The sequence below is a fragment of the Micromonospora sp. WMMC273 genome, assembly GCF_027460285.1.
GTDB classification, from domain to species: Bacteria; Actinomycetota; Actinomycetes; order Mycobacteriales; family Micromonosporaceae; genus Micromonospora; species Micromonospora aurantiaca.
Genome location: NZ_JAPZBE010000001.1, coordinates 967900 through 988091, shown reverse-complemented (window position 1 = coordinate 988091; position 20192 = coordinate 967900). Strand labels below are relative to the sequence as shown.

General features: G+C 73.8%; 19 protein-coding genes and 3 tRNA genes. 4 read left to right on the top strand and 18 right to left on the bottom strand.

The annotated features are described in order from the left end of the window. Positions 1-6: 6 nt before the first annotated feature. The 4 genes from O7611_RS04795 to leuC form a co-directional block, all read right to left on the bottom strand. Positions 7-1986, bottom strand: a complete 1980-nt coding sequence (locus O7611_RS04795; RefSeq protein WP_269696279.1) for an endonuclease/exonuclease/phosphatase family protein — start codon at positions 1984-1986, stop codon at positions 7-9. Between the two features lie 136 nt (positions 1987-2122). Continuing rightward, complete coding sequence (locus O7611_RS04790; RefSeq protein WP_135243714.1) at positions 2123-2734, bottom strand: HU family DNA-binding protein; 612 nt, start codon at positions 2732-2734, stop codon at positions 2123-2125. Positions 2735-2893: 159 nt separating this feature from the next. Then, on the bottom strand, positions 2894-3481 hold the full coding sequence (leuD, locus tag O7611_RS04785; RefSeq protein ID WP_194799674.1) for a 3-isopropylmalate dehydratase small subunit: 588 nt from the start codon (positions 3479-3481) through the stop codon (positions 2894-2896). Between the two features lie 16 nt (positions 3482-3497). After that, positions 3498-4940, bottom strand: a complete 1443-nt coding sequence (gene leuC / locus O7611_RS04780; RefSeq protein ID WP_194799673.1) for a 3-isopropylmalate dehydratase large subunit — start codon at positions 4938-4940, stop codon at positions 3498-3500. Positions 4941-4989: 49 nt separating this feature from the next. On the opposite strand from leuC, the gene O7611_RS04775 reads away from it, so the two are divergent. Continuing rightward, positions 4990-5676 (top strand): IclR family transcriptional regulator, encoded by a 687-nt coding sequence (locus tag O7611_RS04775; protein ID WP_013284529.1) that lies wholly within the window; start codon positions 4990-4992, stop codon positions 5674-5676. Between the two features lie 140 nt (positions 5677-5816). On the opposite strand, the gene O7611_RS04770 is transcribed toward O7611_RS04775, so the two are convergent. The 4 genes from O7611_RS04770 to O7611_RS04755 form a co-directional block, all read right to left on the bottom strand. Beyond that, positions 5817-5889, bottom strand: a tRNA-Glu gene (locus tag O7611_RS04770). A 151-nt stretch (positions 5890-6040) separates the two neighbouring features. Continuing rightward, positions 6041-6113, bottom strand: a tRNA-Glu gene (locus O7611_RS04765). 76 nt (positions 6114-6189) lie between these two features. Continuing rightward, a tRNA-Gln gene (locus O7611_RS04760) sits at positions 6190-6261 on the bottom strand. A 107-nt stretch (positions 6262-6368) separates the two neighbouring features. After that, complete coding sequence (locus O7611_RS04755; RefSeq protein WP_194799672.1) at positions 6369-7172, bottom strand: fumarylacetoacetate hydrolase family protein; 804 nt, start codon at positions 7170-7172, stop codon at positions 6369-6371. 215 nt (positions 7173-7387) lie between these two features. Between O7611_RS04755 and O7611_RS04750 the strand changes: the two genes are divergently transcribed. Further along, positions 7388-8872: a hypothetical protein gene (locus O7611_RS04750; protein WP_194799671.1), complete on the top strand. Its 1485-nt coding sequence runs from the start codon at positions 7388-7390 to the stop codon at positions 8870-8872. 34 nt (positions 8873-8906) lie between these two features. Next, entirely contained in the window at positions 8907-9791 is an 885-nt protein-coding gene (locus O7611_RS04745) for a 3-methyladenine DNA glycosylase (RefSeq protein WP_269696277.1), read from the top strand. Positions 9792-9814: 23 nt separating this feature from the next. On the opposite strand, the gene O7611_RS04740 is transcribed toward O7611_RS04745, so the two are convergent. From O7611_RS04740 to O7611_RS04700, 9 genes are all read right to left on the bottom strand, one after another. Continuing rightward, on the bottom strand, positions 9815-10972 hold the full coding sequence (locus tag O7611_RS04740; RefSeq protein ID WP_194799669.1) for a cellulose binding domain-containing protein: 1158 nt from the start codon (positions 10970-10972) through the stop codon (positions 9815-9817). An 87-nt stretch (positions 10973-11059) separates the two neighbouring features. Continuing rightward, entirely contained in the window at positions 11060-11632 is a 573-nt protein-coding gene (locus O7611_RS04735) for a GNAT family N-acetyltransferase (protein WP_194799668.1), read from the bottom strand. Between the two features lie 49 nt (positions 11633-11681). After that, entirely contained in the window at positions 11682-12107 is a 426-nt protein-coding gene (arfB, locus tag O7611_RS04730; RefSeq protein ID WP_194799667.1) for an alternative ribosome rescue aminoacyl-tRNA hydrolase ArfB, read from the bottom strand. Between the two features lie 9 nt (positions 12108-12116). Further along, complete coding sequence (locus O7611_RS04725) at positions 12117-12413, bottom strand: hypothetical protein (RefSeq protein WP_013284522.1); 297 nt, start codon at positions 12411-12413, stop codon at positions 12117-12119. 152 nt (positions 12414-12565) lie between these two features. Then, complete coding sequence (locus tag O7611_RS04720; protein ID WP_120571224.1) at positions 12566-13426, bottom strand: S1C family serine protease; 861 nt, start codon at positions 13424-13426, stop codon at positions 12566-12568. A gap of 39 nt (positions 13427-13465) precedes the next feature. Next, entirely contained in the window at positions 13466-14425 is a 960-nt protein-coding gene (locus tag O7611_RS04715) for a VWA domain-containing protein (RefSeq protein ID WP_194799666.1), read from the bottom strand. Further along, positions 14422-15438, bottom strand: coding sequence for a DUF58 domain-containing protein (locus O7611_RS04710; protein ID WP_269696276.1), 1017 nt, complete (start codon positions 15436-15438; stop codon positions 14422-14424). Before O7611_RS04710 ends, O7611_RS04715 begins: the two co-directional genes overlap by 4 nt. Continuing rightward, a complete protein-coding gene (locus O7611_RS04705; RefSeq protein WP_194799664.1) occupies positions 15435-16484 on the bottom strand; it encodes an AAA family ATPase in 1050 nt (349 codons plus the stop codon). The genes O7611_RS04710 and O7611_RS04705 overlap by 4 nt, the downstream gene beginning before the upstream one ends. A 192-nt stretch (positions 16485-16676) precedes the next feature. Next, a complete protein-coding gene (locus tag O7611_RS04700) occupies positions 16677-17198 on the bottom strand; it encodes a hypothetical protein (RefSeq protein ID WP_194799663.1) in 522 nt (173 codons plus the stop codon). A gap of 278 nt (positions 17199-17476) precedes the next feature. Between O7611_RS04700 and O7611_RS04695 the strand changes: the two genes are divergently transcribed. Next, the gene (locus tag O7611_RS04695; RefSeq protein ID WP_194799662.1) at positions 17477-18469 is read left to right on the top strand and encodes an endonuclease/exonuclease/phosphatase family protein; all 993 of its coding nucleotides are present in this window, start codon (positions 17477-17479) and stop codon (positions 18467-18469) included. Between the two features lies 1 nt (position 18470). Here O7611_RS04695 and cimA read toward each other — a convergent pair whose 3' ends face one another. Then, positions 18471-20069, bottom strand: coding sequence for a citramalate synthase (cimA, locus tag O7611_RS04690; RefSeq protein WP_269696275.1), 1599 nt, complete (start codon positions 20067-20069; stop codon positions 18471-18473). Positions 20070-20192 lie beyond the last annotated feature (123 nt).

The window sequence follows — 20192 nt, the reverse complement described above, 5'->3', positions numbered from 1 at the left end:
GGCGGTTCAGGGCAGCGTGACGGTGAGCGTCACCGGGAGGTGGTCGCTGGCCTCGGTGCGCGGCGCGCGTACCTCGGTGGCGGTCAGCCCCGGCGAGGTGAGGACGTGGTCGATCTGGGTGCGCGGATCGTCGGCCGGGCTGGTCCGCAGCGGCCGGGCCGCGGCCAGCGCGTCCACCAGCCCCGCGCGGGTGAACGCGGCGAACGCCGGGTCGTCCGGCTCGGTGTTCAGGTCACCGCCGAGCACCAGTGGACGGCCGTTCGCGTACCGGCCGGCGAATTCGGCCACCTCACCCGCCTGCTCGACCGGATCCCGGCCGGGCGGCGGTTGCAGGTGCGTGGCGACCACCGCCAGTTCCCGCCCGCCGAGGTCGAGCGTGACGCCGAGGGCCTGCGCCCCGGTCGGCGCGCCGTGCGCGGTCAGCCGCCGCGTCTGCCCGGACCGCATCGGGAAACGGCTGAGCACCGCGTCGCCCCAGACCGGGTCGGCGGCGGGCCCGAAGACGTACGGCATCCCCAGCCGCCCGGCCAGCAACGCCAGCGTGTCGTGGCCACCGTTGAGCCACCAGCCCCGGTCGACCTCGCTGAGCAGCACCACGTCCGCGCCGCGCAGCTCCCGCGCCACCGCGTCCAGGTCCAGCCGCCCGTCCAGGCCGAACCCCATCCGGATGTTGTACGCGGCCACCCGTACCGCCGCCGGCGCGGTCGTGGCCCGGGCCGGCGCGGGCGGTACGTGCAGCGCGGCGGCGAGCCCGGCCAGCGCGGTGAGCCCCGCCAGGGCCGCGACCCGGACCGTGGTGGGCAGCATCGGGCCGGGTGGGGCCGCGCCGGGCTGGACGGGCGCGGTAGCCGCCACCAGAGCCACCAGGACGGCCGTGGCGACCGGCGCCCAGCCGTTGGGGTACCCCAGGTCGTAGGCGGCGTAGTAGGCCACCGTGGCCACCGCGAACACAAGCATCCCGAGCGCCGCCGCCCGCCCGCGCCGCGCCTCCACCCGCCCGTCGTCCGCGCCTCGTTCGTCAGTGGCGGCGGCCCGGCCGTCGTCGGCGGCCGTGTCGGTGCGGGCCAGGCAGCCGCCGAGACCGGCGGCGGTGAGCAGGTACCCCGGGACGAGCAGCCCGGTCACGAACAGCACCGACCCGGCGAGCAGCGCCAGCGGCCACAGCACCCGCGCCACGCGCGCCGGTGCCCGGAACAACGCCGCCGCGAGGAACAGCAGCACCGCGAGCGCACCCGGCAGGGCACCGTTTCCGGGGCGGACGAGACCGGGGAAATCAGGCGACCCAGTGCCGGCGGCGGCGCTCCAGAGCGCCGGGGCGAGCGCCACCTGACCGGCCAGCAACAGCGCCGGACCGCACAGCAACCAGGCCCGGCGGCCCGGGCTGGGCACGCGCCGCCCGGCGTCGCCGTCCGTCACATCCGTCGCCGGGGCGGCCGTCCGCGCCGCGTCGCCGCGTACCGGAGCGGCGGCCCGGTCCCGCCGCACCGCCACCGAGGCGGCCAGGAACGCCAGCACCAGCAGGGCGCTCAGGCTCCAGGCGAGCACACCGCCGCGCCACACCAGGTCCTCGGTGCCGAGCAGGGCGTGCCCGACCGCGTTCCCGGCCAGCCCGAGCGCCAGCCCGGCGACCGGCCTCGGCACCGACGCGGCGATCGCGGCGAGCCAGATCAGGCCGGCGAGCAGTCCGGCGCAGGCCAGCCAGAGCTGGGCCGGGCCGCCGGGTTGCGCGGTCAGCGCCAGCCGGGCGACCGCCAGCACACCCCCCGCGGCGAGTCCGACCGGGGCGGCGCCGATGCGGCGTACGAGTGTGGGCGCGGCGAGCGCCAGCACGAACCAGCCGAGCGCGAACGCGCCGAGCAGCTCGGCGGGCGTCTCGGCGGCCCGGCCGAACAGGGTGATGACCGACGGGAGCCAGACCCGGAGCACGTCCAGCAGGACCGCGACACCGAGCGCGAGCGTGAGGGTGGAGAGGTGACGGTGCCGCACGGGGCGCCTCTTCTCGTGACCGACGGGGGTTTTCGGCACGGCGATTCTGCGGGGCGCGACGGCGGGCGGTCAACGACGTACCCATGCGAAAGGGCGCCCACCGCGAACGGTGGGCGCCCTTTCGTGGACCGTCCGGTCAGCGCCGGGTGGCGGCCTTCTTGGCCGGTGCCTTCTTCGCGGGCGCCTTCTTGGCCGCCGTTGTCTTCTTCGCCGTGGCGGACTTCGCCGCGGTCGTCTTCTTGGCGGTGGTGGTCTTCTTCGCCGCGGTGGACTTCGCCGCGGTCGTCTTCTTCGCCGCCGTGGTCTTGGTCGCGGCGGCCTTCTTCGCCGGCGCGGCCTTCTTTGTAGCGGTGGTCTTGGTGGCCTTGGTGGCCTTCGCCGCCGTGGTCTTCTTGGCGGCAGCGGTGGTCCGGCCGCCGGTGGCCTTGGCGGCACCGGTGGTCTTCTTCGCGGCGGCGGTGTCCTTGGGCACCTTGCCGCTGGCCACCATCTCCTTGAAGCCCGCGCCCGCCCGGAACGTCGGGACGGAGGTCTTCTTGACCTTCACCGCCTCGCCGGTCCGCGGATTGCGCGCTGTTCGGGCTCCCCGGACGCGCTTCTCGAACGCTCCGAAACCGGTGATCGCCACCTTCTCGCCCTTGGTGACCGCCGCCTGGACCTCAGCGAGAACCGCGTCGAGCGCGGCCGTCGCCGTCTTCCGGTCCCCCAGGCGAACGGCGAGCGCCTCGATGAGCTCGGCCTTGTTCACGACTTCCTCCCGATTGTGCAACTGACTCGACGCGAGCCATTCTGCGCGCACGGTATGCCCTGTGCTGCCTGGACACAAACATTCGGTGGAAAAAAGCCCTTGTGTCGTAACGGATTCGCCCCCACCGGATGCACCGGTGGGGGCGAATAGCGCTTGAGGTCAGGCGATCGAGGGCAGGAACGCCGGCCGGGCCGCCTCGTACGCGCTGATCTCGGACTCGTGCCGGAGGGTGAGTCCAATGTCGTCCAAGCCCTCCATCAGCCGCCAACGGCTGTGGTCGTCCAGCGGGAACGCCCAGGTGGCGTCACCGGCGTGGACCTGGCGGGCGGCGAGGTCGACAGTGATCGGCGTGGTCGGCTCGGATTCCACGAGATCCCACAGTTCTTCCACGGCTTTCAATTCCAGCTCGACCGGAAGGAGGCCTTCCTTGAGCGCGTTGCCGCGGAAGATGTCGCCGAAGCGAGGCGAGATGACGGCCCGGAAGCCCCAGTCCCGCAGCGCCCAGACGGCGTGCTCCCGCGAGGATCCGGTGCCGAACTCGGGGCCGGCGATCAGAATCGACGCACCTGAATGGACGGGATCGTTGAGGACGAATGACGGGTCCTCCCGCCACGCGTTGAACAGACCGTCGGCGAATCCGGTCCGAGTCACCCGCTTGAGGTACACGGCGGGGATGATCTGGTCGGTGTCCACGTTGGATCGGCGCAGCGGCACGGCCGTGCCGGTGTGGGTGGTGAACTTGTCCATCAGTCGGCTGCCCTTCTTACAGATCGGCGGGGGCGGCCAGCCGGCCGACCACGGCGGTGGCGGCGGCGACCGGCGGGGACACCAGGTGGGTACGCCCGCCCCGGCCCTGGCGGCCCTCGAAGTTGCGGTTGGAGGTCGAGGCGGAGCGCTCACCCGGCTTCAGCGTGTCCGGGTTCATGCCCAGGCACATGGAGCAGCCGGCGAAGCGCCACTCGGCGCCCGCGTCGGTGAAGACCTTGTCCAGCCCCTCGATCTCGGCCGCCTCGCGGACCGCGGCGGAGCCGGGGACCACGAGCATGCGTACGCCGTCGGCGACCCGGCGCCCGCGCAGCACCTCGGCGGCGGCCCGCAGGTCCTCCAGGCGGCCGTTGGTGCAGGAGCCGACGAACACCACGTCCACGGCGAGGTCGCGCATCGGGGTGCCCGGGGTGAGGTCCATGTACTCCAGCGCGCGGCGGGCGGCGACCCGCTCCGGCTCGGTGACGAAGTCCTCCGGGTCCGGCACGGTGGCGCCCAGCGGCACGCCCTGCCCGGGATTGGTGCCCCAGGTGACGAACGGCGTGATCCGGCTCGCGTCGAGGGTGACCTCGGTGTCGAAGGTCGCGCCCTCGTCGGTGGGCAGCGTCCGCCAGTACTCCAGCGCCGCGTCCCAGTCGTCGCCCTGGGGGGCGTTGGGCCGCCCCTTCAGGTACGCGAACGTGGTCTCGTCCGGCGCGATCATGCCGGCCTTGGCGCCCCACTCGATCGACATGTTCGCGATCGTCATCCGCCCCTCCATCGAGAGGTCGCGGATCGCCTCGCCCCGGTACTCGACGATGTGCCCGCGCCCGCCGCCGGTGCCGACCTGCGCGATCAGCGCGAGCACCAGGTCCTTGGCGGTGACGCCGGGCGCCAGCTCGCCGACCACGTTCACGGACATGGTCTTCGGGCGGGCCTGCGGCAGCGTCTGCGTGGCCAGCACGTGTTCGACCTCACTGGTGCCGATGCCGAACGCCAGCGCGCCGAACGCGCCGTGGGTGGCGGTGTGCGAGTCACCGCACACGATCGTCATGCCGGGCTGGGTGAGGCCGAGCTGCGGGCCGATGACGTGCACGATGCCCTGGTTCTCGTCGCCCAGCGGGTGCAGGCGGACGCCGAACTCGGCGCAGTTGCGGCGCAGCGTCTCGATCTGGGTGCGGGAGGTGGGGTCCGCGATCGTGAGCAGGTCGCCGCGCCGGAGGCGGAACGCCGGGTCGTCGTACCCGGTCGGGGTGTTGTGGTCCTCGGTCGCGATCGTCAGGTCGGTACGGCGGACCCCGCGCCCGGCCAGACGCAGCCCGTCGAACGCCTGCGGGCTGGTCACCTCGTGCAGCAGGTGCAGGTCGATGAAGAGCAGGTCCGGCTCGCCGGCGGCGGAGCGGACCACGTGTGCGTCCCAGACCTTCTCGGCCAGGGTCCTCGGTTGAGTGACTCCCACCATCTGGACATCCTAAATTCTGGGAGGTAAATTTCGGCTTGTGGGACACAGTATGAGCGGTGTCGGCGTTCTCGACAAGGCGGTGGTCATCCTGGCCGCCTGTGTCGACGGCGCCAGCCTGGCCGAACTCGTTGAACGCACCAAGCTGCCCCGGGCCACCGCGCACCGGCTGGCACAGGCGCTGGAGATCCACCGGATGCTCGTCCGGGACACCCAGGGGCGCTGGCGCCCGGGTCCACGCCTGGGCGAGTTGGCGAACGCGGCCCCGGACGTGCTCCTGACCGCCGCCGAGCCGCTGCTCGCCGCGCTACGGGACGCCACCGGCGAAAGCGCCCAGCTCTACCTGCGCCGCGCCGACGAGCGGATCTGCGTGGCCGCCGCCGAGCGCGCCAGCGGCCTGCGGGACACCGTCCCGGTCGGCTCGGTGCTGCCGATGACCGCCGGCTCGGCGGCGCAGATCCTGCTCGCCTGGGAGCCCCCGGAGGCGGTCATGCCGCTGCTCCCCCGCTCCAAGTTCACCGGCCGCACGCTGGCCGAGGTGCGGCGGCGCGGATGGGCGCAGAGCGTCGCCGAGCGGGAGGCGGGTGTGGCGAGCGTCTCGGCACCGATCCGGGACCGCACCGGCCGGGTGATCGCCGCGATCAGCATCTCCGGCCCGATCGAGCGCCTCGGCCGCCGCCCCGGCGAACGCCACGCCATGGCCGTGGTCCGAGCCGGCCAGCGCCTCTCCGGCCTCTGACCCCGCCCCTCTTACCGCGTTGATCATGAAGTTGGCGGCATTTTTGATCTCCCCGGCTGCCGCCAACTTCATGATCAACGGGGCGGGGCGGGGACGCGGAACGGCCCGCCTCGCTTGGCGAGACGGGCCGTTCGTGGGTGTAGCCCCGACCGGATTCGAACCGGCGCTACCGCCTTGAGAGGGCGGCGTCCTGGGCCGCTAGACGACGGGGCCAGGCACTTTTCGTGCTTCACCACCCTGCCGGGCGGTGTGGCAGTAGTCTAGCGGCATCCCGCGCGGCACCACGGAGGGGGGTCACCCCCTGCACACGTGCGCCGGACAGCAGAAAGCCCGCCCCGGAGAACGGGACGGGCTGTCGGTGCTGTAGCCCCGACCGGATTCGAACCGGCGCTACCGCCTTGAGAGGGCGGCGTCCTGGGCCGCTAGACGACGGGGCCAGAACCTTCATTGCACTCCGCCAGCGTGAACTGCCGGAATCCAGCGTCCGAGGGCTCTCACGAACCCTCGGTTGCGCTGGGGTACCAGGACTCGAACCTAGACTAACTGAACCAGAATCAGTCGGGCTGCCAATTACCCCATACCCCATTGGCCCCTTGCGGCGCCGGGAATGAACTTTACCCTCCCGGTGCCGACAGGCCAAATCCAACCCCTCGAAACCCACCTGACCAGCGGAAACGAGGCATCGGAGCGGATCAGGCGACAGGGACCACCGGGTTGCTCAGCTCCCCGATCCCCTGGATCCGCACGGTGACCGTATCCCCCTCGGTGAGCGGACTAACCCCCGCCGGCGTGCCGGTGAGGACCACGTCGCCGGGCAGCAGCGTCATCACGTGCGAGATGTACGACACCAGGCCCGGTACGTCGAACACCATGTCCTTGGTCCGGCCGAGCTGGCGTACCTCCATCTCCTCCGGGTTGCGGCCCACCTCACACCGGATCTCCAGGTCGCTGACGTCGAGCCCGGTGGTGATCCACGGCCCGATCGGGCAGAACGAGTCGAAGCCCTTGGCGCGGGTCCACTGCCCGTCGGAGCGCTGGAGGTCCCGCGCGGTGACGTCGTTGGCGCAGGTGTAACCGAAGATGGCCCGTTCGGCGGCGGCCCGGTCGGCGCGGCGGGCACCGGGGGCGCCGATCACCACGGCGAGTTCCGCCTCGTGCTCGACCTGCTTGGAGAAGATCGGCAGCCGGATGGCGTCGCGCGGGCCGATCACGGAGGTGGACGGCTTGAGGAAGAGCAGCGGCTCCTTCGGCACCTCGCTGCCGTGCTCGGAGGCGTGTTCGGCGTAGTTACGGCCGACACACACCACCTTGCTGGGCAGGATCGGCGACAGCAGCCGGACGTCGGAGAGCGCCCAGCGGGCGCCGGAGAACTGGATCTGCCCGAACGGGTGGCCTTCGATCTCGGCGATGGTCAGGCCCTGCGGCCCGGCCTCCGGCTCGCCCTCGACGACCCCGAACGACATTCCCTTGGCATGAGCGAAACGAGCGATACGCACCCGGCCAATCTATCCCCGCCCGCGGGCCGCCCGGCGGACACCGGCAGGCGGCACGCCCCGGCCGCCGCGCGCCACACCCTCACCGGCGCCGGCGGCACCGGATCGGCAAGGGCCGGACAGGGTACGCGCGATCGCGCCGGACGGGGCAGGAATGGCGGCTTCGTACCCGCCCGGCGGTCCCCGGCCCATAGCTTCGGGTCCGGAGGTTCGTTGGTATGCCTGCATCGAGACGACACCAGAGGGCCCTGGCAGTGTTCGTGAACTGCCTCGGCGTCATCGCCGCCGTACCGGCGCTGTCCCCGGCGACGCCCGGCGCGGCCGCCGCCCCCGCCCGTCCGGCCCCGGCACCGGCTGTCATCCCCGGCGCCGCGGCCACCCCGATCCCGACCGGCGTGCCGGCGGTGCCCCCGGCGGTGCCGACCACCGGCCCGGCACCGGTCCGGCCGTCGATGCCCCCGGTCAGCGTGGCGGTGGGCGCGTCGGGCACCCCGGCGCCGGGCTACCGGATCGAGGTCCGCAACGCCGGCACCTCGCCCGTCGACACGATGGTCCGGCAGGAGCTGCCGAACGGGTCGCGGGCCACCACGGTGACCGGCGGCGGCCGGGCCAGCCGGCCCGCCGGGATGAGCGCCGGTGAGGTGACCTGGCGGCTGCGGCTGCCGGCGAAGAGCACCACCACGCTGCACACCGCGCTGTCGGTCCCCGGTCCGGGCCGCTCGGTAACGGCCCCCACCTGCGTCTACGGCTCGGACGGCACGCGCCCGTTCGACTGCGCCACGGCGACCTGGGTGGGCGCCGCGACGGCCCCGGCGGCGCAGGTCACCGCCGCCCCGGCCTGGCGGCGGCCGCCGGTGCTGCTCGCCGCGTTCACCGCGCTGCTGGTGGTCACCGCCGGCGTGCTGTGGTGGGCGGTGTGGCGCCGCCGCCGGCGCACGGCGGCGGGACGCGCCGCGACTCCCTCCGGTACGCCCGGAGGCGGCGCCATGCACACCGGCGCCCCGGGAAGCGGCGTGCCCGGCCCGGGCGTGCCGGGCGGAGCCGAGCCCGGCCGGGCCGGCCCTGGCCAGGGCGGAGCGGGCCACGGCGTGCCGGGCCACAGCGGGCCGGCCGAGCGCGGAACCGTCTATCCGCGTACGGCGGTGCCGTCGCCCGCGAGCCGTCGTCGCCGGCCGCCGGTGTGGCTCGTGGTCGGCGTGGCGGCGGCTGTGCTGGCCGGTGTGGTCGGCGCGGCGGCCTGGTCGGCCACGCAGCGGGTGGCCGCGATGGACACCACCAAGCAGCCGACGAGCGGCGCGTGGGTGGGCAGCAGCGTCACCGGCGCGCTGGGCCAGCCGCTGCGCGAGACCGCGTTCGAGTTCACCGTCTACCGGCTGAGCTGCGGCGCCGACGTCCTGCCGCCGGCGCCGGGTGGTGGCCGGCCGTGCCTGGCCACGGTCGGGGTGCGCAATCTCACCAACGAGGACCAGACCTGGCACGGGCAGTTGCAGCGGGCGTACCTGCCCAGCGGCAACTGGGTCGCCGCCGACGAGGACGCCACCCGGGTGGCGAACCTGGGCCGGGACGTCTTCTCCCAGCCGGTGGCCGCCGGGCGGCGGGTGCTGCTGCCGCTGGTGTTCACCATGCGCGGCGATGAGCCGCCGAAACGGCTGGAGCTGCGTAGCGGCGTCTTCTCGGCGGGCGTGCGGGTGGACGTGGCGTGATCCGGGCACGGGCGGCGGTCGTACCCTGGGGTGTGTGACCGCCGCCCTCGCCCCCGCGCTCGACCTGGCCGACTGGCAGGCGCGCCGGCACGCCCACGAGGCGCGGGTGGACGCCTGGCTGACGCCGCACCTGGAGCGCCGCCGCACCGGGGTGAAGCACCCGGTGGAGGACTTCCTGTTCACCTACTACTCCCACCGCCCGGCGCAGTTGCGCCGCTGGCACCCGGGCGCGGGCGTGGTGCTGCGCGACGCCGACCCGGCCGGTTTCGGCCCGGACTACACCGCGGGCGCCGCCGGGCTCACCCTCGACACCGATCGGGTACGCGCGCGGCGCGCCGAGTCGATCGCCTGGATCCGTTCGCTGCTCGCGGCGACCGCCGGACGCCCGGCGCAGTTCGGCTGTTTCGGTATGCACGAGTGGGCGATGGTCTACCGGCAGACCCAGGAGCAGGTACGCCACAACGCCTGGCCGCTGCGGCTGAGCCCGGCGGAGACGGCGGCTGTGGTCTCCGAGCGCGGCGTGCGGTGCAGCCACTTCGACGCGTTCCGGTTCTTCACCGCGCCGGCCCGGCCGCTGAACGTGCTCCAGCCGACCCGGGAGGGCCAGCACGCGCTGGAGCAGCCGGGCTGCCTGCACGCCAACATGGATCTCTACAAGTGGGCGTACAAGCTGTCGCCGCTGGTGCCGTCGGAACTGGTGGCGGACTGTTTCGCGCTGGCCCGGGAGATCCGGGCGCTGGACATGCGGGCCAGCCCGTACGACCTGGCCGACCTGGGTTACCCGCCGGTGCGGGTGGAGACGCCGGAGGGCCGGGCCGAGTACGCCACGGCCCAGCGCGGGTTCGCCGAGCGGGCCGCCGGGTTGCGCGCCCGGCTGCTGGCCGCGCTGGACCGGGCCGTGCCGGCCGACCGCCGCTGAGCGCGGGGCCGGCCGGCGCGGGATCAGTTCGCGGCGCAGCTCACTGCCGGTGCCGGGCTCGGGACGGCACCGTCGGCGAGGAACCCGAACGTGGTCTGGGCGGCCGGGGCCAGGGCGCCGTTCCAGCTCGCGTTCCGGGCGGTCACAGTGGTTCCGCTCTGTGTCACGTCGGCGCTCCACGCCTGGCTGATCCGCTGGCCCGCGGTGAGCGGGAAGCGCACGGTCCAGCCGGCGATCGGCGCGGCGCCGTCGTTGCGGACTGTCACCTCCCCCTGGAAGCCGCCCGGCCACTGACCGGCGACCCGCCAGGTGGCGGTGCAGCCGCCGGGCGCGGACGTCGGGCCGGTGGTGGGTGACGGGCTGGTCGTGGGTGAAGGGCTGGTCGTCGGTGAGGGGCTGACGGTGGGCGACGAGGTGGGGCTGACGGTCGGGGACGTGGTCGGACCGGGCGTGGTGCGGCCCAACGCGGCGACCAGCGCCGGGTACCACCTGTCGGACATCTTCTGGTCGCCGGCGGCGTTCGGGTGCACGCCGTCGTACGTGTCGGTGGCGGTGCTGAACCCGGTCCACTGGTCGACCACCACGATCGGGGAGGCGGCTGTGGTCTTCCCGGCCGCCCAGCCGTCGATCAGCGCGTTGAGCGCCACGGTCCGCTGGCCGCACTCGGGGCAGCTCGCCGGGTTCATCGGGATGATCTTCGCGACCAGCACCGTGGTGGCCGGGTTGGCGGCCCGCATCTGGTCCACCAGCTTCGAGTACGCGGCCAGGATCGTGGCGGGCGCGATGTTGCTCCACACGTCGTTGGTGCCGAAGTGCATGAGCACGACGTCCGGGCGGGTGGCGGCAAGCCAGCCGGGCAGCAGGTTCTGGTTCGCCACGTTCGTCGCGAGGTAGCCGCCGTGGCCCTCGTTGTCGCCGTCGTACGGCACGCCGCAGCCCTGCGGCCCGAGCGTGCCGACGAAGTCGACGTCGGCGTGGCCGGTGGACTGGAGGCGGTTCCAGAGCATCGCCCGCCAGCAGCCGGGCGACCCGGTGATGGAGTCGCCCAGCGGCATGACGCGGACCGGGGTGGCCGCCGCGGCGGCCGGGGGCGTGGTGGCGGTGAGGGCGAGGCCGAGAGCGAGGACCGGCAGCAGCGCGGCGAGCGCGGTCAGCGCGGCGCGCAGGGGGTTTCGGGACATGCGGAAGGGACTCCTGTCACTGTGACGTGGTGGTCGGTGACGGCCCTGAAGCTCCCGTACGCATTGAAGCGCTTCGACGCCTTCGGCTCAACCCTCCGGGTGCCCCCGGTGCCGGTTCCACTCCGGGGCGAGGATCGACATGACTGTGGCGTCCACCCAGTCGTCGCCGTCGCGCAGCACCTGCCGCAGTATCCCCTCGGCGACGAAGCCCACCTTCTCGTAGGCGCGCCGGGCACGGGGGTTGAACGCGAACACCTCCAGGCCGATGCGGTGCAGGCCGAGCTGCTCGAAGCCGTACCCGACGATGAGCCGGACCGCCTCGGTGCCGAGGCCGCGGTCGCGGCCGCCGGGGCCGATCAGCGTGCGGAAGTTGCAGCTGGCGTTGGTCCGGTCCCACTCGTTGAGGACCACCTCGCCGACGCAGGCGCCGCTGGCCCGGTCCACCACGGCGAGGTCGAGCCGGTCGTCCTGGCTGTTGCGGGTGCCGTACCAGGCGCGCAGCCGGGACGGCTCGAACGTCTCGCCGGCCGGGCTGCCGGTCAGCCGGGCCACCTCCGGGTCGGCCAGGATCTCGGCGAGCGCCGGCAGGTCGTCGTCGTGGAACGGGCGCAGCACGACGAGCTCGCCGGTGAGCGTGGGCTTGACGGAGAAGTCGATCACGTGGCGGAATTCTCCGCGCGGCGCGCGTGGCGGCTCAACGGATTTTCGGTCAGTCGCCGTCCACCCGGCGGTCGCGTTTGCGCTGGGACTGGCGCTTCTTCTCGGCCAGACGGCGCTCCTTCGCGCCACGGGAGGGGCGGGTCGGGCGGCGCGCCTTCGGCGGCGGGGCGACGGCCTCGCGCAGCAGCGTGGCCATCCGTTCGCGGGCCGCCTCCCGGTTGGCCAGCTGGGCGCGGTGCTCGCTGGCGGTGACGGTGAGCACGCCGCCGACCAGACGGCCCTCAAGCCGGGCGAGCGCGCGTTCCCGCAGCGCCTCCGGCACGCTCGGCGAGCCGCCCAGGTCGAAGCTCAGCTCCACCCGGGAGTCGGTGGTGTTCACACCCTGCCCGCCCGGGCCGGACGAGCGGGAGAACCGTTCGCGCAGCTCGGCGGCGGGCACCGTGAGCCGATCGGTGACCCGCAGTCCGTCGTCCACTCCCCGAGGCTAGCGCCCGGCGCGGTGACTCGGGGTGGGGGTGGCGCTCGGCGTGGGACCGGCCCGTTCCTCGCCGCCGCCGGACGCCGCGTACGCGGCCGCACCGACGAGCAGCAGGGCGATCACCGCGAGCTTGACGACCACGCCCCGGATCGCGAGCCAGGCGTTGCGCCGGGCGCCGGGGACGCTGGTCCGGATGGTCTGGTAATCCGTCCAGCCGCGTTTCGCGCGCGCGTAGGACGCGCCGACACCGGCGCCGATGATCAGGCCCACCACGAGGAGGGCCGCAATGACAGCTTGCTCCACCTCCGCCAGTATCCATACTCAGCGTAATATTTCTATGCCCCAATGATCCCACGCCGGATATCCGACAGTTCGCACCGATCTTGCGGCGCTTGTGCAGGTCAGCGCCGCGCGGGACGCCGGAGCACCCCGCGCGGGGAGACCGCGCCGGTGGCTCAGCCGCCCCGGCCGATGATGGTGTCGGCGGTCTGCTGGACCTGGTCGATCGGGATGGCGAAGCCGATACCGATGGAGCCGTTGCCGTCGATGGTGGCGATCGCGGTGTTCACGCCGACCACCTCACCGCGCGCGTTCACCAGCGGACCACCGGAGTTACCCGGGTTGATCGAGGCGTCGGTCTGCACCGCGGTGTGCCGGCCGTTGCCGATCCGTACCTGCCGGTTCAGCGCGCTGACGATGCCGGCGGTGACCGTCCCGGCGAGCCCGAGCGGCGACCCGACCGCGAGCACCGGCTCCCCCACCCGCGTCGAGTTCGCCTTTGCCAGCGGCAACGGCGGCAACCCGGCCGACGCTGGCACCTTCAGCACTGCGAGGTCGCTCGCCGGTTCCCGGCCCACCACCTCGGCCGGGAAGCGCCGCCCGTCCGAGGTCTCCACAGTCACCGCGCCGGCGCCGCCCCGGGCCAGGATGTGGTCGTTTGTGACGATGTGCTGCTCGTTGTCGATGGCGAACCCGGAGCCGGACGCGGACGCGCCGGAGCGGCCCCCGACCATCACCGACACCACCCCCGGCACCGTCTTGCCGGCGGCGGTGACCAGCTCGGCCGGCACCGGCGCGGCGGACGCGGCCGTCGGTCCGGGCGCGCCCCGGTCGGCCGCCCAGGTGCCGGCCGCCGCGCCGGAGACGGTGGAGAGCGCCACCACCGCCGCCACGCTCAGCAGCCGGTGCCGCATGCTCCGCCGCCCGGCCTCCGGCCCGCCCCCGGGTACGTCCCGGTGGCCGCGCCCGTCCGGGTCCAGCTCCGGCGAGACGAACCACGGTCCGCGTGGCTCGCCGAGTCCGGTCTGCACTGCCATGCCTGGCTCCTCACGTGTCGTGCGGTAGTGGTGTGCGGGTCAGGGCAGCCGGGAGAACCACCGCAGCGAGCCGGCCGCGGCGCCCATCGCCAGGACCAGTCCGAGGCCGATGAAGCGGGCCGAGACGTCCTGCCGCTCGGTGCGGTAGCCGACCGAGGTGCCGATGTCCTCGTAGACGTCCTTCAGCTCGGCGGTGGTGGACGCCTCGTGGAAGCCGCCGCCGGTCTGCTCGGCGACCGCCCGCAGTGTCTGGCCGTCCACCGGCACCTGGATCGCGCGACCGCCCCGGTCGACCGAGCCGCCGGGCGTGCCGAAGGAGATGGTGTGCACCGGCACCTTCGCGGCGACCGCCTGGTCGGCGGCCTCCATCGGGTCCATGCCGGAGGTGTTCGCGCCGTCGGAGAGGATGATGATCCGGGCCGGCGGCGGGTCCTTGGCGGCGGTGGCGTCCAGGCTCTTCACCGCGCCGAGCGAAGTGCTGATCGCCTCGCCGATGGCGGTGCCCTGCACGCCGGTGATGCCCTCGGCCAGCCGCCCGATTCCGTCGTGCAGCGCCTCCCGGTCGGTGCTCGGCGGCACCAGCACGGCCGCGCTGCCGGCGAACGCGACGAGACCGACGTTGAACTCGTCGGGCAGCCCGTCGACGAACCGCCGGCCCGCCTCCTTGGCCGCGGTCAGCCGGTCCGGGTCCACGTCACCGGCGAGCATCGAGGTGGACACGTCCACCGCGACCATCACCGTGGCGCGCTCCCGGGGCACCCGCACCTCCGCCTCGGGCCGGGCGAACCCGACCACGAGCAGCGCCAGCATGGCGAGGAACAGACCCGCCGGGACGTGCCGCCGCCAGGCCGGGCGGCGCGGGGCGACCCGGTCGAGCAGGCGCAGGTTGGTGAATCGCACCGCGTACCGGCTCTGCCGCCGTTGCAGCACCAGGTAGCCGGCGACCAGCGCGACGACGGCGAGCAGCAGCCAGAGGCGGCCGGGTGACTGCCAGGTCATGCGACACCTCCGCGGGCCGCGGCCGGCACGGTGGCCAGCCGGCGCTGCTCGTGCACGTACCGGACGACGTCCGCGCACCAGTCCCGGTCGGTGCGCAGCGCCAGATGGGTCGCGCCGGCCCGGCGCAGCGTGCGGCGTACCTGGTCGCGCTGCTCGGCGGCGGCGCGCGCGTACCGCTCGCGCAGGCCCGGGTCGCCGGTCCACACCTCGCGGTGCCGGCCGCTCTCCGGGTCGACCAGCGTGATCAGGCCGACGTCCGGCAGTTCCAGCTCGCGCGGGTCGGTCACCTCGACCGCGAGCACCTGGTGCCGTACCGCGAGGCGGCGCAGCGCGGCGGCCCACGGCGGCGGCGCGGCGTCCGGGTCGTCGGGCAGCTCGTCGAGGAAGTCGGAGACGATCACCACGAGCCCGCGCCGGGTGGCGACGCGCTGAAGGCCGTCCAGCCCGTCGACCAGGCCGGGCGCCGCGTCGCTCCGGGCCACGCCGGCCGCGCCCGCGCCGTCGGAGTCCGGCAGGTCGCCGGTACGCGGGGCGCCGAGCAGCGCGCGCAGCAGCCCGAGCAGATGGGTACGCCCGCTGCGGGCCGGGAACCGGCGCAACCCGTCCGTGGTGAGCACCTGGGCGCCGAGCCGGTTGCCGACGCCGGCGGTGAGGAAGCCGATCGCCGCCACGGCGGCCACCGCCAGTTCCCGTTTGTCCAGTGTGGACGTGCCGTACTCCATGCTGGGGCTGGCGTCGACGAGCAGCCAGGTGGTCAGTTCCCGGTCCGCGTCGACCTCGCGGACGTGCGGGACGGTGGTCCGGGCGGTGACCGCCCAGTCCATCCGGCGTACCTCGTCCTCACCGGGCCGGTACTCGCGGCTGCCGGCCGCCTCGCTGCCCGGTCCGGGGAGCAGGCCGCGGTACCGGCCGTGCAGCAGGCCGTCGAGCCGCCGGGTCACCGTCAGCTCCAGCCGGCGCAGCCGCTGGTCCGGGGCGAGGTCGGCAAGTCCCGGTTCGGCTCCGCCGGTCATGCCGCCGCCAGGTCGTTCACCGTCTCGGTGGGCCCGTTCACCAGCCGGGGTGGCGGCACCGCCTCGATGACGCGGCGTACCACGTCCTCGCCGGAGATGCCGTCGGCGATCGCGTCGAAGGAGAGCACGAGCCGGTGCGCCAGCACGTCCACCGCGAGTCCCCGGATGTCCTCGGGGAGCACGTAGTCCCGGCCGTGGATGAGCGCCTGCGCGCGGGCGGCGGCCACCAGGCCGAGCGTGGCCCGGGGGCTGGCCCCGTACGCCAGCAGGGGCGCGACGTCGGGCAGGCCGAAGCGCTCCGGGTCGCGGGTGGCGAGGATGAGGCGGACCACGTACTCGGCCAGCGCGTGGTGGACGAAGACGTCCGTCGCGCGGCGCTGGAGTTCGCGCAGCCGGCCCGGGTCGAGCACGGTACGCGCGGTGGGCCGGTCGGTGCTCATCCGGTAGAGGATGGCCAGTTCGTCGGCGTCGCTCGGGTAGTCGACCACGACCTTCATCAGGAAGCGGTCGCGTTGCGCCTCGGGGAGCTGGTAGACGCCCTCGGACTCGATCGGGTTCTGGGTGGCCAGGACCAGGAACGGGTCCGGCACCGGCCAGCTCCGGCCGGCGATGGAGACCTGCCGCTCCGCCATCGCCTCGAGCAGCGCCGACTGCACCTTGGCCGGGGCCCGGTTGATCTCGTCGGCGAGCACCAGGTTCGCCATGATCGGCCCCAGCTCCACGTCGAACTGTTCGGTGGAGGCGCGGTAGATGCGGGTGCCGACGATGTCGGAGGGGACCAGGTCGGGGGTGAACTGGATCCGGGAGAACGTGCCGCCGACCACTGTGGCGAGTGTCTGGGCGGCCAGTGTCTTGGCCACCCCCGGTACGCCCTCCAGCAGGCAGTGCCCGTCGGCGACGAGGGCGGTGAGCAGGCGGTCGACGAGCCGATCCTGCCCGACGATCACGCGTTTGACCTCGACGAGGGTCTGTTCCAGCTCGACGCCGCTCGCGTCGGCGTCGACCGGGCTGAGCACGCTGGCCGGGGTGTCCGAGATGTCCGTCACGGTGCTTGCTTCCCGTGCCGGACCGGCGACAAACGTCGGATTATCGGCCCCTGGGCCGTGGTCGGAGGGCCGGACCGGCAGCATCTCCCCAGCCGGGCGCGAACGGCACGAAGCGGCGCGGCACCGGCCGGACCGGTACGGAACACGACACCGGCCCCCGCCGGAGCGGGGGCCGGTGCGGTGCCGGACGGGTCAGTTGGCGATGACCAGGTGGAACGGCCGGTCCGAGGCGCTGCCGGAGGAGCTGCGCGTCTGCACGAAGACGGCGTTCGGGGTCAGCGTGCGGGGCGCCACCGACACCTCACCGGCCGGCGGCACGTTCGCCGTGTCGTTCGTGCCGATCGTCGCCACGTACGCCTTGGCGGACACGTTGTAGTCCAGCAGCACCTGGTACTGCCCGGGGGACACCCCGACGCCCGGGGCGAACCGGAACGAGGACACCACGTTGCCGGAGTGCTGCAGCAGCGTGCCGTTTGCCGCCACGACGGCCCAGGCGACCTGGCCGGCCGCCGGTGGGGCCAGGGTGGCCCGCATGGCGGTGCGGGCGGCCTGCCGCTCGGCGGCGGTCACCGGCGGCTGCGCCGTGGAGTGCCGGGCACCCGGCTGCGGCTTCGCCTCCGACTGGGCGGCCGCGGCGATCCCGCCACCGGCCAGGCTGAGCGACAGCGCGGCGAGCGCCACCACCGTCGCCTTTCGCTTCAAGAATGTGGCCATGAGTTCTCCCTTGGTAGACCGTGGTGATACGGCGACTGCGCGCGTCAAATTGCGGATCATCGGGTATCCGCCGGGAGCGCACCGCTCGTGAGCTGGCCTTACTACAGAGAGTCGCGACGTCTCAACCAGGTGGAACCTAGCACCGGAAAATGCGGGCGGTCAATAGCACTATTGCGTGTCCGACCGATCCGCAAAGCTGCCCGGAAATTGCGAGCAACAATTCACGAAATTGTTTCGGAGGGCATCGCGCCGTCCCTGATCCGGGTAGCCTGAGCGCCATGATCACCCTGCCGCGACCGCCCCGCGCGGGCACCCGGAGCGGCCGCCTCGCCACCGTCGCGTGCTGGCTCGCCGTCGCGCCGGTCGCCGCGTGGGCACTGGTACGCCTGACCGGGCTGGAACGCGGCCCGCTGGTGCAGGCGGTCGCGTTCACGCCGTACGTCGCCGCCGTGGCCCCGGTCGTGGCGGTGGCCGCGCTCGCCCTGCGGCGCCGCGCCCCGGCGGTGGTCGCGGTCCTGGCCGCGCTGACGCTGATCGGCGCGGTGGCGCCGCGCGCGATCCCCGGCGACCGGCCCGCCGCCGACGGCCCGACGCTGCGGCTGCTCACCGCCAACCTGCGCCTCGGCTCGGCCGACCCGGCGGCGCTGGTGGACCTGGTCCGGAACCGCCGGGTCGACGTGCTCACGGTGCAGGAACTCACCCCGCCGCTGGCGGCCGAGCTGGACCGGCTCGGACTGGCCACGCTGCTGCCGCACCGGTCGCTGACGCCCGAGGTCGGCTCGACCGGCTCCGGCGTGTACGCCCGGCACCCGCTGCGCGACACCGGTCACCGGCGCAACAAGGGCTTCTTCTTCACCCAGGCGTACGCGACGGTGACCGTGCCCGGGGCGCCACCGGTGCGGGTGGAGTCGGCGCACCCGGCCGCGCCGTACGCCCCGCACGTGGTGCCGGACTGGTGGACCGACCAGCGCGCCCAGCCGCCTGCCACTCCGGACGGCGGGCTGAGCGTGCTGGCCGGGGACTTCAACGCCACGCTCGACCACGCGGCGCTGCGGGACCTGATCGCCACCGGCTACACCGACGCGGCGGACGCGGCCGGAGCCGGGTTCGACGGCACCTGGGGGCCCTACGACGGCGACCCGATCCCGCCGGTCACCATCGACCACGTCCTCGTCGACAGGCGCATCGCGGCCCACGCCGCCGGCACCTGGCCGGTGCCGGGCAGCGACCACCGCGCGCTGCTGGCCGAGCTGCGCCTGCCGGCCGGCTGAGTCAGGCCGGGCTCCCGCCCGCCACCCGGGCCCGGTCCAGGCCGTAGGTGAGCGCGTCGACCAGCGCGTGCCAGCTCGCCTCGACCACGTTCGGGTGCACGCCCACTGTGGTCCAGTCGCGCCCGGCGCCGGCGGTCTCCACCAGCACGCGCGTCACCGCGCCGGTGCCGTGGCTGCCCTCCAGGATGCGCACCTTGTAGTCGGCCAGCTCGAAGTCGCGCAGCTCCGGGTAGTGCCGGGCCAGGCCCACCCGCAGCGCCTCGTCCAGCGCGTTGACCGGGCCGTTGCCCTCCGCGGTGGCGATCACCCGCTCGCCGCGTACCCGGATCTTCACAGTCGCCTCGGAGACCACCGCACCGTCCTCGCGGTGCTCGACGATCACCCGGTACGACTCCAGCGCGAACGGCCGGGCCGGCGCGGCATCGGGCAGCTCGGAGCGGACCAGCAGCTCGAAGGAGGCGTCGGCGGCCTCGAAGGACCAGCCGTCGGCCTCCAGTTCCTTGACCCGCCCGGTGACCCGGGACAGGGCGTCCGGATGGCCGGCCAGGTCCAGACCGAGCTCGCGGCTCTTGAGCTCGATGCTGGCCCGGCCGGCCATCTCGGTCACCAGGATCCGCATGTCGTTGCCCACCACAGCGGGTTCCACGTGGTTGTAGAGCAACGGGTCGACCTTGATCGCGCTCGCGTGCAGCCCCGCCTTGTGAGCGAAGGCGGCGGCCCCGACGTAGGCCTGGTGGGTGTCGGGGGCGATGTTGGCGATCTCGGCGATGGCGTGCGAGACCCGCACCATCTGTTCCAGGCAGCCCTCCGGTAGGACGGGCATGCCCAGCTTGAGCTGGAGGTTGGCGACGATCGCGAAGATGTCGGCGTTGCCGGGGCGCTCGCCGTACCCGTTGGCGGTGCCCTGCACGTGCCGGACGCCCGCCTCGACGGCGGCGATCGTGTTTGCGACCGCGCACGCGGTGTCGTTCTGCGCGTGCATGCCGAGCCGTTCCGGCGCGATGCCGGTCCGCGCCACCAGTTGCTCGACCACGGCGGTGACCTGGGAGGGCAGCATGCCGCCGTTGGTGTCGCAGAGCACGAACCGCTCGGCGCCGGCGGCCAGCGCGGTCTCCGCCACGGCGGCGGTGTAGCCCGGGTCGAACCGGAACCCGTCGAAGCAGTGCTCCCCGTCGACGAAGACGCGCCGCCCCTGCGCCACCAGGTACGACACGGTGTCGCGGATCATGGCGAGGTTCTCCTCGGCGGTGGTGCGCAGCGCGCGTTCCACGTGCCGCAGGTCCGCCTTGGCGACCAGGGCCACGGCCGGGGTCTGCGCGTCGAGCAGGCCGCGCACCTGCGGGTCGTCCTCGACCGCGAGGCCGGCCTTGCGGGTGGCCCCGAAGGCGACCAGGATCGCGTGCCGCAGCTCCAGCTCGGTGCGGGCGCGGCGGAAGAACTCGGTGTCCTTTGGCACCGCGCCCGGCCAGCCGCCCTCGATGAAGCCGACTCCGAGGTCGTCGAGCAGGCGGGCCACCGCCAGCTTGTCGACCACCGAGTACGTGAGCCCTTCGCGCTGCGCGCCGTCGCGCAGCGTCGTGTCGTACACCTGGAAGGTCATCGGAGTCCTCTTCTCGTGCCCTGGGGAGCAAACAAAAAGACCCCCCGCGGATGCGGGAGGTCTGCGCGCTCGGCGGGGGAAGGGCCGGCGCGCTAGCTGCTAATGATCAGGACGAAGCTGGTC